Genomic DNA, 20,253 nt, shown 5'->3' with positions numbered 1-20,253 from the left:
ACCAATGGAATGTGATCATGGGGCGCTGCCGCTTACGCGGGGGCAGCTGGATATCTGGCTCGCTGAGGAAACTGGTCACGCCGGTATCAAGTGGCAGCTGGGCATGCTTGGCCGAATCGAGGGCGTCATCAAGCATGACCTGCTCGAGCGGGCCGTGCGTCACGTGGTGCATGAAGCCGAGCCGCTCAGGGCCGTCTTTTCTGAACGTGGCGGTCAGGTTTTTCAAGCGGTAGTTGACTATCCGGATGTCGAGCTTGCTCGCCATGACTTAACGGGCTCTTCGGATCCCATGGCTGATGCCTATCGGATAGCGTCATCGATCCGGCGAAGGCCGATGCCCCTCAGCGGCCCTTTGTTCAAGTTCGCGCTGATGCAGGCGCGAGCCGACGACTTCTATTTCTTCGTGTGCTGTCACCACATCGCGACGGACGGAATCGGCATGGGTCTCCTGTGCCATCGGATCGCGACCGTCTATTCCGCGATCGCCACGGATACGCCGATACCGCCGCCCATCTTTGGATCGCTGAAGAGTCTCATCGACTGCGAAGCGGAGTACGAGGCATCCGATGATTACGTCGATGATGAGGCGTATTGGACCAACTGTGGCCCGCTGGAGAGCGATTCACGGCATGGCACGGCGCCGGCGGTCGCGAGTCAAACCGTCGAGTATGAGCCTTCTGCACCAATTCAATTGGATCCGTCCGTCGTCGCCAAGACTCGTGAGTTGTCGCATGCGTTGGGGGTGCGTCGAGCCGCCGTGATCACCGCGGCATGTGCACTGCTGGTGCGTGGTGAGGTCGGTGGTTCGCAGGTCGTACTCGATTTCCCGGTGAGCAGGCGGGTACGCCCAGAAGCGCTCTTCGTGCCAGGAATGAGTTCCGGTGTTGTTCCGCTGAGGTTGGCGACATCGCCGGTGACCACGGTGGCTGCCTTCTGTGAACACGTCGACACGCGGATCCAAGAAGCGTTGCAGCATCAGCGGTTTCCGTTGCGCGCCATCGAGAGCAAGACGGGATTTCAGCGCGGCGGACAGGCGGCACATCGCGCGGCCATCAACTTCATCCCCACGACGCGTTTGGCAGATTTTGCCGGCGCCGCGGGATCGGGGACCGTGACCCACACGGGCCTCGTGGATCAGTTTGGGCTGGTCTTTATCAAGAACGATGAAGAGCTGTTCCTGAGCACGTCGGGTGTGGGAGCTTTGTTCGCCGACTGCGATGCGCGTGCTCTCGCGGACCGCTTCGAGCGGGTGCTACTGGCGATGACGGCAGCTCCGGACCGGCCGCTTTCGGCGATCGATGTCCGTGATGAGGCCGACTGCCCTCCCTTGGAGGTGTGGAGCAATCGGGGGGCGTTGATTCGGCCCGTGCCTGAACCGGTGTCGATTCCGGCGGTGTTCGCTGAGCAGGTAGCGCGTGATCCAGGCGCCGTGGCGGTGAGTTCAGGCGACAGCGCGATGACCTATCGAGGGCTGGACGCGGCGGCAAATCGACTGGCGCACTTACTAGTTGCTCATGGTGTGGGACCCGGGCAGCGGGTAGCGTTGTTGTTCTCGCGGTCTGTCGAGGCGATCGTGGCGATCATGGGGGTGCTGAAGACCGGTGCGGCGTACGTGCCGATCGATCCCTCGGTGCCTGACGCGCGATTGGAATTCGTGCTGGCCGATGCCGGGTGCGCTGTTGCCGTGACCACCACCGATCTGGTGGATCGGTTAGGTGGATGCGGCGTGACGGTGATCGATATCAACGACCGTGCGGTGTACGGCAGGCCCTGTACTGCCCTGCCGGTGATGCCGGGTCCCGACGATATCGCGTATCTGATTTACACCTCGGGCACCACCGGTGTGCCGAAAGGGGTTGCCATTCCGCACCACAACGTGACGAGATTGTTGGAGGCCATCGATGCCGATCTGGAGTTGACCCCGGGGCAGGTATGGACGCAGTGCCATTCGCTGGCCTTCGACTTCTCGGTGTGGGAGGTTTTCGGTGCCCTGCTCCACGGCGGGCGGCTGGTGGTGGTACCCGAAGCCGTAACGCGCTCACCCGAAGAGCTCCACGCCCTGCTCGTCCGCGAAGGCGTCAGCGTGTTGAGTCAGACGCCGTCGGCGTTTTATGCGCTGCAGTCGGTAGATACCGTGCTGCCGGAACACCAGCAGCTGGGGCTAGAGGCAGTGGTGTTCGGTGGGGAAGCCCTGACCCCATCGCGCCTCGGGACCTGGTTGTCCGATCATCCGGGGGCACCTCGGTTGATCAACATGTACGGGATTACCGAGACGACGGTGCACGCGTCATTCCGCGAGATCACCGCCACAGATGTGAACACCGCAGCCAGTCCCATCGGGGTTCCGTTGGCCGATCTGGCGTTCTTCGTGCTCGACGATTGGTTGCGTCCGGTACCTGCCGGTGTGGTCGGCGAGTTGTATGTGGCCGGCGCGGGTTTGGGCTACGGCTATGTCGGCCGGAACGCGTTGACGGCGGATCGGTTCGTGGCGTGTCCATTCGGGGGGCGGGGAGCGCGGATGTACCGCACCGGGGACCTGGTGTCCTGGGGCATCGACGGTCAGCTGCAGTATCTGGGGCGCGCTGACGAGCAGGTCAAGATCCGCGGGTATCGCATCGAACTGGGCGAAATCCAATCGGCGTTAACGACATTCGACGGTGTCCGGCAGGCGGTCGTGATCGCCCGGGAAGATCGTCCGGGAGACAAACGTCTGGTCGGCTACATCACCGGCACCGCTGAGCCCGGTGTCCTGCGCGCCGCGATGGCGGAGCGATTGCCGTCGTACATGGTGCCCGCAGCGATCGTGGTCTTGGAAACCATGCCGTTGACGGTCAACGGCAAACTGGACAGAAAGGCCCTGCCCGCACCGGAATACCGACGCGTCGACCAGTTCAGGGCCCCGACCACCCCGACCGAAGAAGTCCTGTCCGGCATCTACGCGCAGATCCTTGGTCTAGACCACGTCGGTATCGACGACTCATTCTTCGAGCTCGGTGGGGACAGCATCCTGGCAATGCAGGTGTCCTCGCGTGCGCGTGCAGCGGGTCTGATGTGTCGACCACGTGACATCTTTGTTCAGCAGAGTGTGGCCCGGCTGGCCCGGGTGGTCGCTGCGACCAGCGGCGCGCAGGAGCCGATCGATGAGGGCCTCGGGTCGGTGATCGCCACACCGATCATGGGGTGGTTGAAGGGTCTGGAAAGCACAGACGGGTCGATCCGTGAGTTCAACCAGACAGTGCTGATACAGGCGCCCACCGACACCACCGAGGGTGACGTCGTCATCATGTTGCAGGCCTTGATGGATCGCCATGCGATGCTGCGGCTGTGCGCGGATGACGACGGTACAGGCGAGTGGTCGTTGACGGTGCCTGCGGTGGGTGCGGTGAACGCGCGCGAGTGCCTGCACACGGTGGAGGCGTTGTCGGATGGGGCACTGGCGGCGGCGCGGTCGCGGTTGAATCCGGCGGCCGGGGTAATGCTGAGTGCGCTCTGGGTGGCCTCCGGGAGCCAGCTGGTGTTGATCGTCCACCATCTCGCGGTCGACGGTGTGTCGTGGCGAATCATGTTGGAAGATATCAATATTGCGTGGGCGCAGCACCGCCTTGGCCAGCCGGTGCTGCTGCCGGCGACGGGCACGTCGTTCGCCCGGTGGGCTGAGCAGCTGGTCCAGTGTGCGCAGCACCCGAAGGTTATGGAACAGGCACAGGCGTGGCGGCAGACGGCGTCGACCCCGGCGGCGTTGTCACCTGTGCATGCCGAGACGGATACCTACCAGAGCGCAGGTCAGCTGTCGGTATCGCTGGACGCCGAGACCACCCGCATGTTGCTCGGCGAGGTGCCGACGGCGTTTCACGCCGGGGTGCACGAGATCCTTTTGATCGCATTCGGATTAGCGGTGGCTGAGTTCACCGGCAGTGTCGGGACGCCCATCGGCATCGACGTGGAGGGGCACGGGCGCCACGAGGAATTGGCAGATCTGGGTGGGGCCGCCGATCGCTGCACGGATCTATCGCGCACTGTCGGCTGGTTCACCGCCAAGTACCCGGTGTCGTTGGCGCTGGGCGGGTTGCGCTGGGCTCAGGTGCTGGACGGTGATGTGGCGCTGGGGGCGGTGATCAAGAACGCCAAGGAACAGCTTCGCACCCAACCGCTGGGCGTTACCTACGGTCTGCTGCGTTACCTCAACACCGATGTTGACCTGGAAACGGCGGATCCCGCAATCGCATTCAACTATCTGGGCCGCCTCGGCGGTGCCGCCGGCGATCCGTGGCGAATCTGCCCCGAGGGTCTGACGTTGACCCGTGCCGCCGGGTTGGTTCCCACGGCGCTCGGGCACACCGTGGAACTCAACGCCGCCACCTTGGACACCGACACCGGGCCGCATCTGAACGCCGACTGGACGTGGGCGCTCTCGGTGCTCGATCACACGCAAGTAGGCAGGCTCAGCCGACTGTGGTTCGACGCGCTGGCCGGCATCTGCGCGCATGTGCGAAGGGGTGGAGGCGGATTAACTCCATCGGATGTGACTCCTGCCGAGCTGAATCAGCGGCAGATCGACGAGTTGAGCCAGCAGCACCGCATCGCCGATGTACTGCCGCTGACTCCCTTACAACAGGGTCTGCTCTTTCACGCCGGCACCGCACAGGGCTCAGACGATGTCTATGCGATGCAGTTGAGTATCGCGATGAGTGGGTCACTCGACGTGAGCCGCCTCCGCGATGCCGTCCATACAGTGGTGGGACGACACCCACATCTGGCGGCTCGCTTCTGCGAACAATTCGAGCACCCGGTGCAGATCATTCCCGTCGATCCCGAAGTGCCCTGGCAGTACATCGAACTGGATACCGACGGCAGCGCCGACCGTGACATCGACGAGCAGATCCGCGAATTCTGTGCCGCCGAACGCTCCGCGGTGTGCGACCTCGAGAACCAGTCCGCGGTGCGGGCCGCACTTGTCCGCATCGCCGATGATCGACATCGCTTCGTCCTGACCGCTCACCACATCGTGCTCGATGGGTGGTCGATGCCGATCCTCATGCAGGAGATCTTCGCCAGCCTCGGCGGACAACGGCTGCCCGCGGCCGCGCCATATCGCAGCTTTGTCACCTGGTTGACGGAGCGGGATCGTGCTAGCGCCCACGCGGCGTGGCGCGAGGCACTGGCCGGTCTCGATAGCCCGACACTGGTCTGCCCGACCGGTCGAGAAGAATGGGGATACCGAGGCGTTGAATCTTTCCGGCTACCGGAGGAGACGACGCTGGCGCTCGGCGACCTGGCGCGCTCACATCACACGACCGCCAATACCGTGCTTCAGGGCGCGTGGGCGTTGCTCCTGAGCTCACTGACCGGTCGGCATGATGTCGCGTTCGGCACGACGGTCTCGGGGCGCCCGGCCGAGGTCCTCGGCGCGGAATCGATGGTCGGGCTGCTGATCAACACGGTGCCGGTGCGAGCGAACCTCTCGCCGGTCACCACCACCTCAGATCTGTTGCACCAATTGCAGAGCGCTCACAACGACACCCTTGAGCACCAGCACCTGGCGCTGAGTGACATCCACCGGATCACCGGCCAGGACAAGCTGTTCGACACACTTTTGGTGTTCGAGAACTACCCGATCGATACCACCGCGGCACTGAATGTCGATGGCCTGGCGATCACCGAATTCGATTTCCGTGAATCCAACCACTACCCGCTTGCCGTGCAAGCTCTACCGGGCCGTGAATTGGTTCTTCGTGTTGAATACGACACCGATGTCTTCAACCTTGTTGCCGTAGAGGCTTTGTTCGAGCGGCTGAAGACGATTCTGGCGGCGATGATTGCTGATCCAGGGCGCGCGTTGTCGTCGATCAATCTGCTGGACGAGGCCGACCACACTCACCTGAACCAGTGGAGTAACCGGGCGGGCCTGACCAAACCCGTCGGCATGGACTCGATTCCGGCATTGTTCGCGCAGCAGGCGGGGCGCACGCCCGATGCGGTGGCAGTGACTTTCGAGGGCCAGTCGATGACGTACCGGGAACTGGATGAGGCCACCACCCGGTTCGCCCACGTGTTGGCACGACGCGGCGCGCGTCCGGGCGAGGTTGTGGCGCTGTTGTTCTCCCGCTCTGCTGAGGCCATTGTGGCGATCTTGGCCGTGCTGAAAACCGGCGCAGCTTACGTTCCGGTTGACCCGGCGCTGCCGGCTTCCCGCATCGAGTTCATGGTGGCCGATGTCATGCCGATCCTCGGGGTCACCACCGCAGGACATCGGTCGCGCCTGGAGGGGCTTGACCTGACCGTCGTCGATATCAGTGAGATGGCAGACGCCGCCTCCGATCGCCGGCCCAGCATCGAGCTGGTGCCCCCTACCTCCGATGACATCGCGTACATCATCTACACCTCGGGAACCACCGGTGTTCCGAAAGGCGTTGCCATTGCGCACCGCAACGTTCCCGGACTGTTCGGGTCGTTGGACGTCAACATTCCATCGGAACCCGGACAGGTGTGGGGGCAGTGGCATTCCTATAGCTTCGATGTCTCGGTGTGGGAGATCTTCGGTGCATTGCTACACGGTGCACGCCTGCTGGTGGTGCCCGAGCCAGTCGCCGCTTCGCCCGGCGACCTCCATGAGTTGCTTGTCGCCGAGCGCGTGAGTGTGTTGAGCCAAACCCCCTCTGCGGCGGGCATGATCTCGCCGCAGGGCCTGGAATCGACGACGTTGGTCGTGGCAGGTGAGGCGTGCCCGCCCGAGCTGGTGGACTGCTGGGCACCCGGACGAGTGATGATCAACGCCTACGGCCCCACCGAGGCCACGGTGTACGCATCGATCAGCGCACCGCTCACCGCGGGTTCGGCGGTGCCGATCGGTGTACCGGTGTCTGGGGTGGCGTTGTTCGCGCTGGATGCGTGGCTGCGTCCGGTGCCCCCCGGGGTGGTCGGCGAGTTGTATGTGGCAGGTCGTGGTGTGGGTCTTGGCTATTGGCGCCGGGCCGGTTTGACCGCATCTCGGTTTGTGGCCTGCCCGTTCGGCGAGCCTGGTGCGCGGATGTATCGCACCGGGGACTTGGTGCGATGGGGTGCGGACGGGCAGCTGCAGTATCTGGGCCGTGCCGATGAGCAGGTCAAGATTCGCGGGTACCGCATCGAACTCGGCGAAGTCCAGGCCGCGCTGGCCGCACTCGGCGGAGTGACCCAGGCCGCGGTCATCGCCCGCGAGGATGTATCCGGTGATCAGCGCCTGGTCGGCTACATCACCGGAAATGCCGACCCGAGCCAGATCCGAGCCCTGCTGGCCGAGCGGCTGCCGAGTTACATGGTGCCGGCCGCGATAGTGGCGATCGATTCCGTGCCGCTGACGGTCAACGGCAAGCTCGATAGACGCGCGCTGCCCACACCCGACTACGTCGACGGCGATCACTATCGAGCACCGGCCAGCCCGGTCGAGGAAATCCTGGCCGATATCTACGCCCGAGTGCTCGGGCACGAGCGCGTGGGTGCCGATGACTCGTTCTTCGATCTCGGCGGAGATTCCTTGTCCGCGATGCGCCTAATCGCCGCGATAAATGCCGCGCTCAACACAGGTATCGCTGTACGCGCCCTGTTCGACGCGCCCACGGTAGCGCAACTGGCCAACCGTGTCGGTGGGGAAGAGACTCGGCTGGCGCCGTTGGTGGCAGGCGAGCGGCCCGCTGTGGTTCCGCTGTCGTTCGCTCAATCGCGCTTGTGGTTCCTGGACCAGTTGCAGGGTCCCTCAGCGGTGTACAACATGACAGCCGCGTTCCGGATGGACGGGGAGCTGGATGTCGACGCGTTGGGTGCTGCGCTGGCCGATGTGGTGGGGCGTCATGAGAGCCTGCGCACCCTCTTCGCCGCTCCCGGCGGCATCCCCTGTCAAGTAGTGGTCGATCCGGGAAGCGTCGATTTCGGCTGGGAGATCATCGATGCCACCGACTGGACCGCGCCGCAGCTCCAGCTGGCCACGGACGCCGTATCGCAGCACGCCTTCGATCTGGCCGCCGAAATCCCCATGAAGGCCCGGCTTTTCCGTATCTCCGAGGACAAGCACGTGCTCGCGGTGGTGGTGCATCACATCGCCGCGGACGGTTGGTCGATCGTCCCACTGGTGGCCGATCTGGGGTTCGCCTACGCGGACCGATCTGGTGGGCGCGCTCCGGGTTGGGCCGATCTGTCAGTGCAGTATGCCGATTACACCCTCTGGCAGCGAGCGCAATTCGGTGACCTCGAGGACGGTGACAGCCGCATCGCAGGGCAGCTGGCCTACTGGGAAGGCGCGTTGGCCGGGATACCCGAACGCATCGCGTTGCCCACCGACCGGCCGTACCCGCTGATGGCCAACCACCACGGCGCGACGATCGCGGTGGACTGGCCCGTCGAGTTGCAGCAGCAGGTTGCTCGGGTGGCTCGTGAGCACAACGCGACCAGCTTCATGGTGGTGCAGGCGGCGCTGCTGGCGCTGCTTTCCAAGCTCAGTTCCAGCGCCGATGTGGCGGTGGGTTTCCCGATCGCCGGGCGTCGCGATCCAGCCCTCGATGAGCTGGTCGGCTTCTTCGTCAACACGTTGGTGCTGCGGGTCGATCTGGCCGGCGACCCCACCGTCTCCGAGATTCTGGCCCAGGTGCGCGCTCGCAGCCTGGCTGCCTACGAACACCAGGACGTGCCCTTCGAGGTACTTGTCGAGCGATTGAACCCCACTCGCTCGCTGTCCCATCACCCGCTGATTCAGGTGGCGTTGGCGTGGCAGAGTCTCGCCGGACACGACATCAATGATGTAGCAGCCGATGTGGAGTTGGGCGATCTGCGCGTCACTCGAATGCCGGTGGAGACACACACGGCGCGCATGGATGTGAACTTCTCGCTGGCCGAACGCCGGACGCAGTCCGGTGAGCCGGCCGGAATCGGTGGAACGGTGGAGTTCCGCACCGACGTGTATGACGCCGAATCAATCACAGCGCTGGTCGCTCGTCTTCAGCGTGTCCTGACGGCCATGACGGCCGATCCGGCGGCGCGGTTGTCGTCGGTGGATGCACTCGACGACGCTGAGCACTCCCGTCTTACGGCGCTCGGCAACCACGAGGCGCTGACGCGGCCGGCGCCGCGCGCGGTGTCGATTACGGCACTCTTCGCCGAGCACGCGACGCGGGCCCCCGAGGCGGTGGCGGTGACCGACGGCGAGAGTTCGTTGACTTACCGCGAACTCGACGATGCCGCCAACCGATTGGCGCAGGTACTGATCACGCGGGGAGCGGGTCCGGGGCACTGTGTCGCGCTGTTGTTCCACCGGTCGGCCGAGGCCATTGTGGCGATCCTGGCAGTCCTCAAGACCGGGGCGGCGTACCTGCCGATCGATCCGTCGGTGCCCGATGTGCGAGTGGCATTCGTGCTGGCCGATGCCACGCCGGTCGCCGCGGTCACCACCGCCGATCTGGCCGATCGGCTCGGCCGGGATGGCTTGGCGATCATTGACGTTGGCAACATCGATGACTCCTTGGAGGGTCATCCCCGCGGGGAACTGGCGGCACCGGGCGCGGACGATATCGCCTATCTGATCTACACCTCGGGCACCACGGGCGTGCCCAAGGGCGTTGCGCTCAGCCATCACAACGTGACGCAGTTGCTCGAGTCGCTCGACGCCGGACTGCCGCACCCCGGAGTGTGGTCGCAGACCCATTCGCTGGCCTTCGACGTCTCGGTGTGGGAGATCTTCGGTGCTCTGCTGCGGGGCGGGCGGGTGGTGGTGGTTCCCGAGGAGGTGACGAACTCACCCGAAGACTTCCATGCCTTGCTTGTTCGTGAACGCGTCCGTGTGATCACGCAAACACCTTCTGCGGTAAGAGTCTTACCGCGGGAAGGCCTGGAGTCGGCGGCATTGGTGGTAGTCGGTGAGGCCTGCCCACCGGAGGTGGTCGATCAGTGGGCACCCGGGCGGATAATGATCAACGCCTACGGACCCACCGAGACCACGATGTGTGTGGCGATCAGTGCGCCACTACAGGCAGGGCAGGGTGTGCCCATCGGCTCGCCGGTGTCCGGAGCCGCGCTCTTTGTGCTCGACGAGTGGTTGCGCCCGGTCCCGGCCGGTGTGATCGGTGAGCTGTACGTGGCCGGTGCGGGATTGGGATACGGCTATGTGGGCCGGACCGGTTTGACCTCCGCGCGTTTTGTGGCGTGTCCGTTTGTCGGCGCGGGAACGCAGGCACAGCGGATGTATCGCACCGGGGACCTGGTGTGCTGGGGCACCGACGGGCAGCTGCAATATCTGGGCCGCGCCGATGAGCAGGTCAAGATCCGTGGCCATCGCATCGAACTCGGTGAAGTGCAGGCCGTTTTGGCGAGCCTGGACGGCGTCGAGCAGGCAGTGGTGATTGCGCGGGAGGATCGACCGGGGGACAAGCGGTTGGTCGGCTACATCACGGGGACCGCCGATTCCGGCGAGCTGCGTACCGCGATGGCGGACCGGTTGCCGGTTTACATGGTGCCCGCGTCGATCGTGGCCATGGACGCCTTTCCGTTGACGGTCAACGGAAAGCTCGACTCCCGAGCCCTTCCCGCTCCCGACTACCGTGACCGGTATCGCGCCCCGGTGGACGCCGTGGAAGAGGTTCTCGCTGACATTTATGCTCAGGTACTCGGGCTGGATCGGGTTGGTGTCGACGACTCATTCTTTGACCTTGGCGGCGACAGCATCCTGTCCATGCAGGTGGTGTCACGGGCCCGAGTCGCCGGTCTGGTGTGCCGTCCGCGTGATGTCTTCGTCGAGCAGAGCGTTGCCCGATTGGCGCGGGTCGTCGAGGTGGCCGCAGATTCGCGTGGCCCGATCGATGACGGGGTTGGACCGGCGCTGGCCACCCCCATCATGCAGTGGCTGAGGGGTATTGACGGCCCAACCGGCGAGTTCAACCAGTCTGTGCTGCTGCAGGCCCCGGCAGATGTCACCGAGGCCGATGTCGCGGTGGTGTTGCAGGCCTTGCTGGATCGCCACGCCACGCTGCGATTGCGCGTTGAGGACGACGGCGTCGGCGGATGGTCGTTGACGGTGCCCGAGCCCGGTGTGGTTGGCGCGCGAGATTGCCTGCACGTGGTGGAGGTGTTGTCCGACGAGGCGTTGGTAGCGGCGCGGTCACGGTTGAAACCGGCCGCTGGGGTGATGCTGAACGCGCTGTGGGCAACCGCCACCGCCCAGCTGGTTCTGGTTGTACATCACATGGCGGTCGATGGGGTCTCCTGGCGAATTCTCCTGGAAGACATCAATATTGCGTGGGCACAACGTCGTGGCGGGCAACCTCTGGCGCTGCCGGCCACCGGGACGTCCTTTCGTCGGTGGGCCGAATTGTTGGACGTGCATGCGCGCCGTCCTGAGGTTGAGCGGCAGGCGCAGGCGTGGCGTCAGGTGGCGGCCACCCCGGCGGTCCTCCCGCCGTCGCGTGCCGTGGCAGACACCCACGAGAGCGCAGGGCAGCTGTCGGTATCACTGGACACCGAGACCACCCGCATGCTGCTCGGCGAGGTTCCTGCCGCGTTTCATGCAGGGCTACAAGACATCCTGTTGATCGCATTCGGTCTAGCGGTAGCCGAATTCTCGGGTACCGGGGACTCGCCGATCGGCATCGACGTCGAGGGTCACGGACGGCACGAGGATCTCGCCGCCGAGGTCGACTTGTCGCGCACGGTCGGGTGGTTCACCGCGAAATACCCGGTGGCGTTGACACTGGGCGGGCTGCCCTGGACCCGTGTCGCGGCCGGTGATGTCGCGTTGGGCGCGGTGATCAAGGGCGCCAAGGAGGAGCTGCGGTCTCTGCCGGATCCGCTGACCTACGGGCTGCTGCGCTACCTGAATGCCGACGTCGATCTGGATGCGGGCGACCCGACGATCGCCTTCAACTATTTGGGTCGATTGGGGGGTGCAGGCACCGAACAATCCGATGATCTGTGGCGGATATCCACGGAGAGCGTGTCGTCGACCGCTGCTGCCGCGGCGATTCCGATGCCGTTGACCCACTCGGTGGCACTCAACGCCGGCACCCTCGACGCCGATACCGGCCCGCAGTTACAAGCCAACTGGACGTGGGCGTCGTCGGTATTCGACCACGGCCAGATCACCCGTCTGAGCCAGCTGTGGTTCGACGCGCTGGTCGGTATCTGCGCGCACGTGCGACAGGGCGGGGGCGGGCTGACCCCGTCGGACATCGCACCTGCCCTGCTCAGTCAACGGCAGATCGACGAGTTGGAGCAGCAGTACCGGATCGCAGATGTACTGCCGCTGAGTGCATTACAGCAAGGCCTGGTCTTTCACAGCCGCGCAGGGGATGGACCCGACGATCTGTATGTGGTACAGCTCGACATCACGGTCGACGGCCCACTGGATCAGCATCGTCTGCACGACGCCGTGCAAACGGTGGCGGGTCGCCACCCACACCTGGCGGCTCGATTCTGCGAGCAGTTCGACCAACCGGTGCAGATCATCCCCGCCGATCCCAGCGCGGGGTGGCGATATGTCGATCTGGATATCGACACCCATGTCGAATTCCTCAGTGCCGAAACCGAAGGACAGATCCAGCGGGTGTGTGCCGCTGAACGCGCCGCCGTGTGTGATCTGTCCGACCCGCCGGCCTTCCGGGTGGCCTTGATTCGCACCGCGCATGACCGGCATCGATTTGTGCTCACCAACCACCACATCGTCCTCGATGGCTGGTCACTGCCGATCCTGCTGCACGAGATCTTCGCCAGCTACCGCGGGCAGCGGTTACCCGCCGCCACTCCCTACCGGAGTTTCATCGGCTGGCTGTCGGACCGGGATCACGGGGGCGCCCAGGCGGCCTGGGGTGAGGTGCTCGCGGATTTTAACGCGCCCACACTCGTCGACTCGCCACAGAGATCCGTGCGGGGGCAGCGCGGCGTGCGGGCTCACCGAGTGTCCGAATACACCACGCGGGCACTCGGTGAGCTGGCGCGATTGCAGCACACCACCGTCAACACCGTGTTGCAGGGCGCCTGGGCACTGCTGCTCACCTCATTGACCGGTCACCATGACGTCGCCTTCGGCACCGTGGTATCCGGGCGGCCGGCCGAGGTGGTGGGCGCGGAATCGATGGTGGGCCTGTTGATCAACACCGTGCCGGTGCGTGCGGACATCACCGCGCAGACAACCACCATCGATCTGCTGGATCAGCTGAAGCGCTCCCACGCCAAGACCCTTGAGCATCAGCACCTCTCGCTCAGCGAGATCCACCGCATCGCCGGCCACGATCGACTGTTCGACACCCTGTTCGTGTTCGAGAACTACCCGGTGGATAGCAGCGCGTTATCAGGCGTGGACGGGATCACCATCACCGAGATCACCAGCCACGAATCGACCGATTACCCGCTGACGATGCAAGCCATACCCGGTAAGGAACTACGGCTGCGCATCGAATACGACACGGCAGTTTTCGGCGCTGCCGATATCGGAGCCCTCGCGCACCGGATTGAGGCGGTGTTGGAGGCGATGACCTCCGATCCGGGTCGGTCGCTGTCGGCGGTGGAGATGCTCGACGGAACCGAGCGCGCCCGGCTGCAGCGGTGGGGCAATCGGGCCGTGCTGACAACTCTTCCGGCGCCTGGGTCGGTGCCGGAGCTGTTCTCCGTGCAGGTGAGGCGTGCGCCGGAAGCGGTGGCACTGGTCTGCGGGCACCGTTCGTTGATGTATCGGGAGCTCGACGAGGCGTCAAACCAGTTGGCGCACCTACTCATTGGCTGCGGTGTAGGTCCCGGCGAGCGCGTCGCATTGATGTTTCCTCGTTCAGCTGAGGCAGTCGTGGCGATCTTGGCAGTGCTCAAGACCGGCGCGGCCTACCTGCCGATCGATCCGGCGCTGCCCTCGGCCCGCGTCGAGTTCATGTTGTCTGACGCAGCGCCGATCGCGGCCGTCACCACCACAATGTTCGTTGACCGCTTCACCGGGCACGGCCTGATGGTCTTCGATGTCGAGGATTCAGCTGTTGCCGCCCAGCCGAGTACCGCAGTGCCGCCGCCAGCTCCCGATGAGATGGCCCACATCATTTACACCTCGGGCACTACCGGGTTGCCCAAGGGCGTCGCAGTCAGTCAGCGCAACGTGACGCAGCTGTTCGACTCGCTACAGATCGGCGTGCCGCTGGAACCGGGACAGGTGTGGACGCAATTCCACTCGTATGCGTTCGACTTCTCGGTGTGGGAGATCTGGGGTGCGCTGCTGCACGGTGGACGGCTGGTGGTGGTGCCCGAGCTAGTGGCCCGTTCGCCGCATGACTTCCACGAGCTGCTGGTGCGCGAGCAGGTGACGGTGCTGACGCAAACCCCGTCGGCGGTGTCGATGCTGGCGGTCGATGGTCTGGAGGCGACGTCGTTGGTCATCGGCGCGGAGCCCTGTCCGCCGGCATTGGTGGATCGCTGGGCGCCGGGTCGGGTGATGGTCAACGTCTACGGCCCCACCGAGACGACGATGTGGTTGTGTGCCAGTGCTCCTTTGGAGGCAGAGGCGGGTCCACCGCCGATCGGCTCGCCAACTGCCTGGGCGTCGTTCTTTGTGCTGGACGAGTGGCTGCGTCCGGTGCCCGCCGGCGTGGTCGGCGAGTTGTACCTGGCCGGTGCGGGAGTCGGCATGGGGTACTGGCGTCGCTCGGGCTTGACCGCGTCGCGGTTCATGGCCTGTCCGTTCGGCGAGGCCGGAACGCGCATGTACCGCACCGGCGATCTGGTGCGTTGGCGAGCCGACGGCCAGCTGGACTACCTCGGCCGCGCCGACGAGCAAGTCAAAATTCGTGGGTACCGCATCGAGCTCGGCGAGATCCAATCTGCGCTGACCGCACTGGAGGGAGTTGATCACGCGGCGGTGATCGCCCGGGAGGATCGTCCGGGAGACAAGCGCCTGGTCGGCTACATCACCGGAAGCGCCGATCCGATCACCGTCCGCGCGGCACTGGCTGAACGGCTGCCGGGCTACATGGTTCCCGCCACCGTGATGACGCTGGCGGCCTTGCCCATGACGGTCAACGGCAAGCTCGACACCCGGTCGTTGCCGGCGCCGGACTATCAGGATGCTGACCATTACCGTGCACCGGCAGGCGCGGTCGAAGAGATCCTGGCCGGAATCTTCGCGCGCGTGCTGGATGTGGAACGTGTTGGCGTCGACGATTCATTCTTCGATCTCGGCGGAGATTCCGTCTCGACGATGCGTCTGGTCGCAGCGATCAACGCGAGTCTGAATACCGAACTTTCCGCGCGCACGGTCTTCGAGGCGCCCACCGTTGCCCAGTTGGCTCCGCGTATCGGTGAGGGCACGGGGCGCCTGGAACCGCTGGTGGCAGGAGATCGACCCGCACTGATTCCACTGTCCTTCGCCCAGAACCGGTTGTGGTTCGTCGATCAATTGCAGGGCCCCTCACCTGTGTACAACATGCCGGTGGGCCTGCGGCTACATGGGAGCCTTGATACCCGCGCGCTGGCTGCGGCACTGGGCGACCTGATCACCCGCCACGAAAGCCTGCGTACGCGCTTCGAGGCGCCCGGCGGAACGCCTCGGCAGGTGGTGGTATCGGAGGACGAGGCCGACTTCGGCTGGGATGTCGTTGATGCCACGACATGGCCATCGAGCCGCCTGGATGAGGCGGTCGCCACGGCAGTCCGCTATAGCTTTGACTTGGCGGCCGAAATCCCTTTGCGGGCGACACTTTTCCGTGTCACCGAGGACGAACATGTGTTGGTGGCGGTGGTGCACCACATCGCCGCCGACGGGTGGTCCCTCACTCCGTTGGTGCGCGATTTGAGTGTGGCGTACGCCAGCCGGTGTGCTGGCCACGCTCCCGACTGGGAGCCCTTGGCCGCGCAGTACGTCGACTACACGCTGTGGCAGCGTGCACAGTTGGGCGACCTCGACGACAGCGGCAGTCCCATCGCCGCGCAGTTGGCCTATTGGGAAGACGCACTTGCGGGTCTCCCCGAGCGGGTGGCGCTGCCGACCGATCGGCCCTACCCGCCGGTTGCCGATCAGCGCGGCTCCACCGTGGAGGTTCAGTGGCCGGCCGAATTGCAGCAGCAGATGCGCGTGGCCGCGAGCGAACACGGCGCGACAAGCTTCATGGTGATGCAGGCAGCTCTGGCGGTACTGCTTTCCAGGCTCAGTGGGACTTCCGATGTGGCCGTGGGCTTCCCGATCGCGGGGCGCCGTGATCCGGCACTGGACGAGTTGGTGGGCTTCTTCGTCAACAACTTGGTGCTGCGCGTCGACTTGGCCGGCGATCCCACTGTGGCGGATGTGTTGGCCCAGGTGCGGCAGCGCAGCCTGGCCGCGTACGAGCATCAGGACGTTCCCTTCGAGATCTTGGTGGAGCGGCTCAACCCCACCCGAAACCTGACCCATCACCCGCTCGTACAGGTGGCATTGGCCTGGCAGAATCTGCCATGGCAGGACGCAGGTCCCGCTGGTGCGTTGCGTCTCGGCGACCTGCGGGTGACGCCGCTGCCAATGGACACCCAGACGGCCCGGATGGATCTGACGTTCTCGCTAGGGGAGCGCTGGACCCAGGCCGGAGAGCCCGCCGGGATTGGCGGGGCGGTGGAATTCCGTACCGATGTGTTCGACGCGCACAGCATCGAAACGCTGCTCGGACGGTGGCGGCGGGTGGTGGCCGCAATGACTGCCGATCCCTCCCAGCGACTTTCGTGCATCGACGTGCTCGATGAGGCCGAGCACACCCGCGTCGACGGCTGGGGCAACCGTGCGGTGCTGGCCGCCCCTGTTCCGGCCCCCATGTCGATTCCATCATTGTTTGCCGAGCAGGTCGCGCATGCGGCTGAGGCGGTCGCGATCAGTTTCAACGGTCGAGAGATGACCTACAGAGAACTCGACGATGCCACAAATCGACTGGCGCACAGGCTCATCGGCCAAGGTGTCCGCCCAGGTGCGTGTGTGGCGCTGCTGGCCGAACGCTCCCCGGAAGCGATCGTGGCAATGCTGGCGGTGCTCAAGACCGGGGCCGCGTATCTGCCGATCGACGTCGCACTGCCCGACGCGCGAATCGAATTCATGCTTGCCGATGCCGCGCCCACCACCGCGATCACCACGGCGGGCCTGGCCGATCGTCTGACCGGGTACGACCTGTCGGTCATCGATGCCGGCGACACCGCGGATGTCGTCGCTACCGCGGTGGAGTCCGTACTGCCGGTGCCGGATCCGGACGATCTCGCGTACATCATCTACACGTCGGGTACCACCGGTGTCCCCAAGGGCGTTGCTATCACTCATCACAACGTGACGCAGCTGATGGGGGCACGGGACACCTTCCTGGCAGGACAGGTGTGGACACAGTGGCATTCCTATGCCTTCGACGCATCGGTCGAAGAGATCTGGGGCGCGCTGCTACATGGGGGACGGTTGGTGGTGGTGCCGGAGTCGGTGGCGCGCTCACCCGAGGATCTCACCGCCTTGTTGGTGGCCGAACAGGTCAGCGCGTTGAGCCAGACGCCCTCGGCCGTCGCGATGCTGGCACCCGAGTCTTTGGGATCGGTGTCCCTGTTGGTGGCAGGTGAGCCCTGCACGGCCGAGGTGGTGGACCGCTGGGCACCCGGACGGCTGATGGTCAATGCCTACGGCCCGACCGAGACCACGATCTGTGCCTCCCGGAGTGTGCCGCTGAAAGCTGAGTCGGCGGGACCGCACGTTCCGATCGGTGCGCCGGTGTCGGGTGCGGCGATGTTCGTGCTGGATGGGTTGATGCGTCCCGTGCCGCCCGGGGTGGTTGGCGAGTTGTACATCGCCGGCCGCGGTGTGGGTCTGGGGTATGTGGGCCGAACCGGTTTGACGGCATCGCGATTCGTGGCGTGCCCGTTTGTCAGTGCGGGAGCGCCGGCCCAGCGGATGTATCGCACCGGTGATCTGGTGCGCTGGGGCACCGACGGGCAGCTGCGGTATATGGGACGCGCCGATGAGCAGGTCAAGATTCGCGGGTATCGCATCGAGCTCGGAGAGATCCAGGCGGTGTTGGCGGGACTGGATGGGGTCGAGCAAGCGGCGGTGATCGCGCGCGAGGACCGTCCTGGCGACAAGCGCCTAGTGGGCTACGTGACCGGAACAACAAACCCGGCCAAATTGCGCGCGCAGCTCGCCGAGCAACTGCCGGCCTACATGGTTCCGGTCGCCGTGGTGGTAATGGCGACGTTGCCGATGACCGTCAACGGCAAGCTCAACACCCGCGCCCTACCGGCACCCGAGTATCAGGACATCGATTGCTACCGCGCCCCGAGCTCCCTCACCGAGGAGATCTTGGCCGGAATCTACGCGCGGGTACTGGGTGTCGAACGTGTGGGCGTCGACGACTCGTTCTTCGACCTGGGCGGGGATTCGCTGTCGGCGATGCGTCTGATCGCTGCGGTCAACGCCGACCTGGATGCCGCGATATCGGTGCGCACCGTGTTTGAAGCGCCGACGGTGGCCCAGCTGGCACCTCGTATCGGCGGGGAGCCGAACACGCTCGGCTCCTTGGCGGCTCGCGAGCGGCCCGCGGAGATTCCGCTTTCGTTTGCCCAGTCGCGGTTGTGGTTCCTGGATCAATTGCAAGGGCCTTCGCCGGTCTACAACATGGCGACAGCCCTTCGAATCAGCGGGGACCTAGACGTCGGCGCACTGGGTGCGGCGCTGGCCGATGTGGTGGCCCGCCACGAGAGCCTAAGAACCCTGTTCCAGGCGACGGAGGGAGTGCCGCGGCAGCTGGTTGTGCCCTCCGATCGCGCTCACTTTGGCTGGGACGTTGTCGATGCCACCGGTTGGACGGAGGGACAGCTGCAGGAGGCCATAGGCGAGGCGGCGCGGCACACCTTTGATCTGGCTACTGAAATACCCTTGAGGGCAAGGCTTTTCCGCATCACCGGTGACGAACACGTGCTGGCGGCCGTGGTACACCACATCGCGGCCGACGCCTGGTCGATCACCCCGCTGGTGGCCGACCTCGGGGTGGCCTACGCCAGCCGGTCCGCGGGCCAGGCTCCGGGCTGGACGCCGCTGGCGGTGCAGTACGTCGATTACACGCTATGGCAACGTGCCGAGTTCGGTGATCTCGACGATGGTGAGAGCCGCATCGCGACACAGGTGGCCTACTGGCAGGGCGCGCTGTCGGGGATGCCTGAACGGGTGGAGCTGCCCACCGACCGGCCATACCCGCCGGCCACCGACCAACGTGGCGCCACGGTGGCGCTGGACTGGCCCGCTGCCCTGCAACAGCAGATTGCCAGAGTGGCAAGGGAACACAACGCCACCAGCTTCATGGTGCTGCAGGCCGCGCTCGGGGTACTGCTGGGCAAGCTCAGCGGAAGTACCGATGTCGCGGTGGGATTCCCGATCGCTGGGCGCCGAGACCCTGCCCTCGATGAGCTGATCGGGTTCTTTGTCAACACCTTGGTATTGCGGGTGGACCTGGCCGGTGATCCGACAATCGCGGAGCTGCTTGCCCAGGTGCGAGGACGGAGTCTGGCCGCGTACGAAAACCAGGACGTGCCTTTCGAGGTGCTTGTCGAGCGGCTCAACCCCACCCGATCCCTGACCCACCACCCCCTGGTTCAGGTGGCGCTGGGCTGGCAGAACGTCCCCGGACAGGACAACAACACGTCCGGGCCCGGATTGGCACTGGGTGACCTGGAGGTCAACCAGATGGCGGCCGACACCCAGACCGCTCGGATGGATCTGAGCTTCTCGATGGCCGAACGTCGAACGCACACTGGTGATCCCGCCGGTATCGGCGGGACGGTGGAGTTCCGCACCGACGTCTTCGACCGGGCCAGCATCGAAACGCTGGTCGACCGCTTCGAGCGGGTGGTGATGGCGATGACCGCCGACGTCGGCCGGCGCCTCTCATCGATCGACGTGGTCGATGCGCGGGAACACGCCCGCCTCGACGTCATGGGTAATCGAGCGATGTTGTGCCGGAAGCGAAGCGCTCCGGTATCGGTCCTGGGCTTGTTCGGGGAGCAGGTGGCGCGCACGCCCGAGGCGGTGGCGGTTACCCACGGCGAGCGTTCGATGACCTATCGGCAACTCGATAGGGCCGCGAATCTCTTGGCGCACATGCTCATCGCGCAGGGCTCGGGTCCGGGAGGCTGCGTTGCGCTGCTGATGGAACGCTCCGCCGAAGCGATCGTCGCCATGCTGGCGGTACTGAAGTCCGGGGCGGCGTATCTCGCGATCGACCCGGCGGTGCCTGCCGCGCGGATTGAGTTCATGCTGGCCGATGCGGCGCCCGTGGTCGC

General features: G+C 65.2%; 1 protein-coding gene (only partly in view). It reads left to right on the top strand.

The window, feature by feature from the left end:
• Positions 1 to 4 precede the first annotated feature (4 nt).
• Positions 5 to 20,253: the 5' portion of a non-ribosomal peptide synthetase gene (locus tag DSM43276_RS22595; RefSeq protein ID WP_078328528.1), read on the top strand. The gene runs 4,153 nt beyond the window's last position; 20,249 of the gene's 24,402 nt are visible here — the first part of the coding sequence; the start codon lies at positions 5 to 7; its stop codon lies beyond the right edge, outside the window.

Source organism: Mycobacteroides salmoniphilum (assembly GCF_004924335.1).
Lineage (GTDB): Bacteria > Actinomycetota > Actinomycetes > Mycobacteriales > Mycobacteriaceae > Mycobacterium > Mycobacterium salmoniphilum.
The sequence above is the reverse complement of the archived record's forward strand: the minus strand, read 5'-3'. Positions and strand labels throughout refer to the sequence as shown.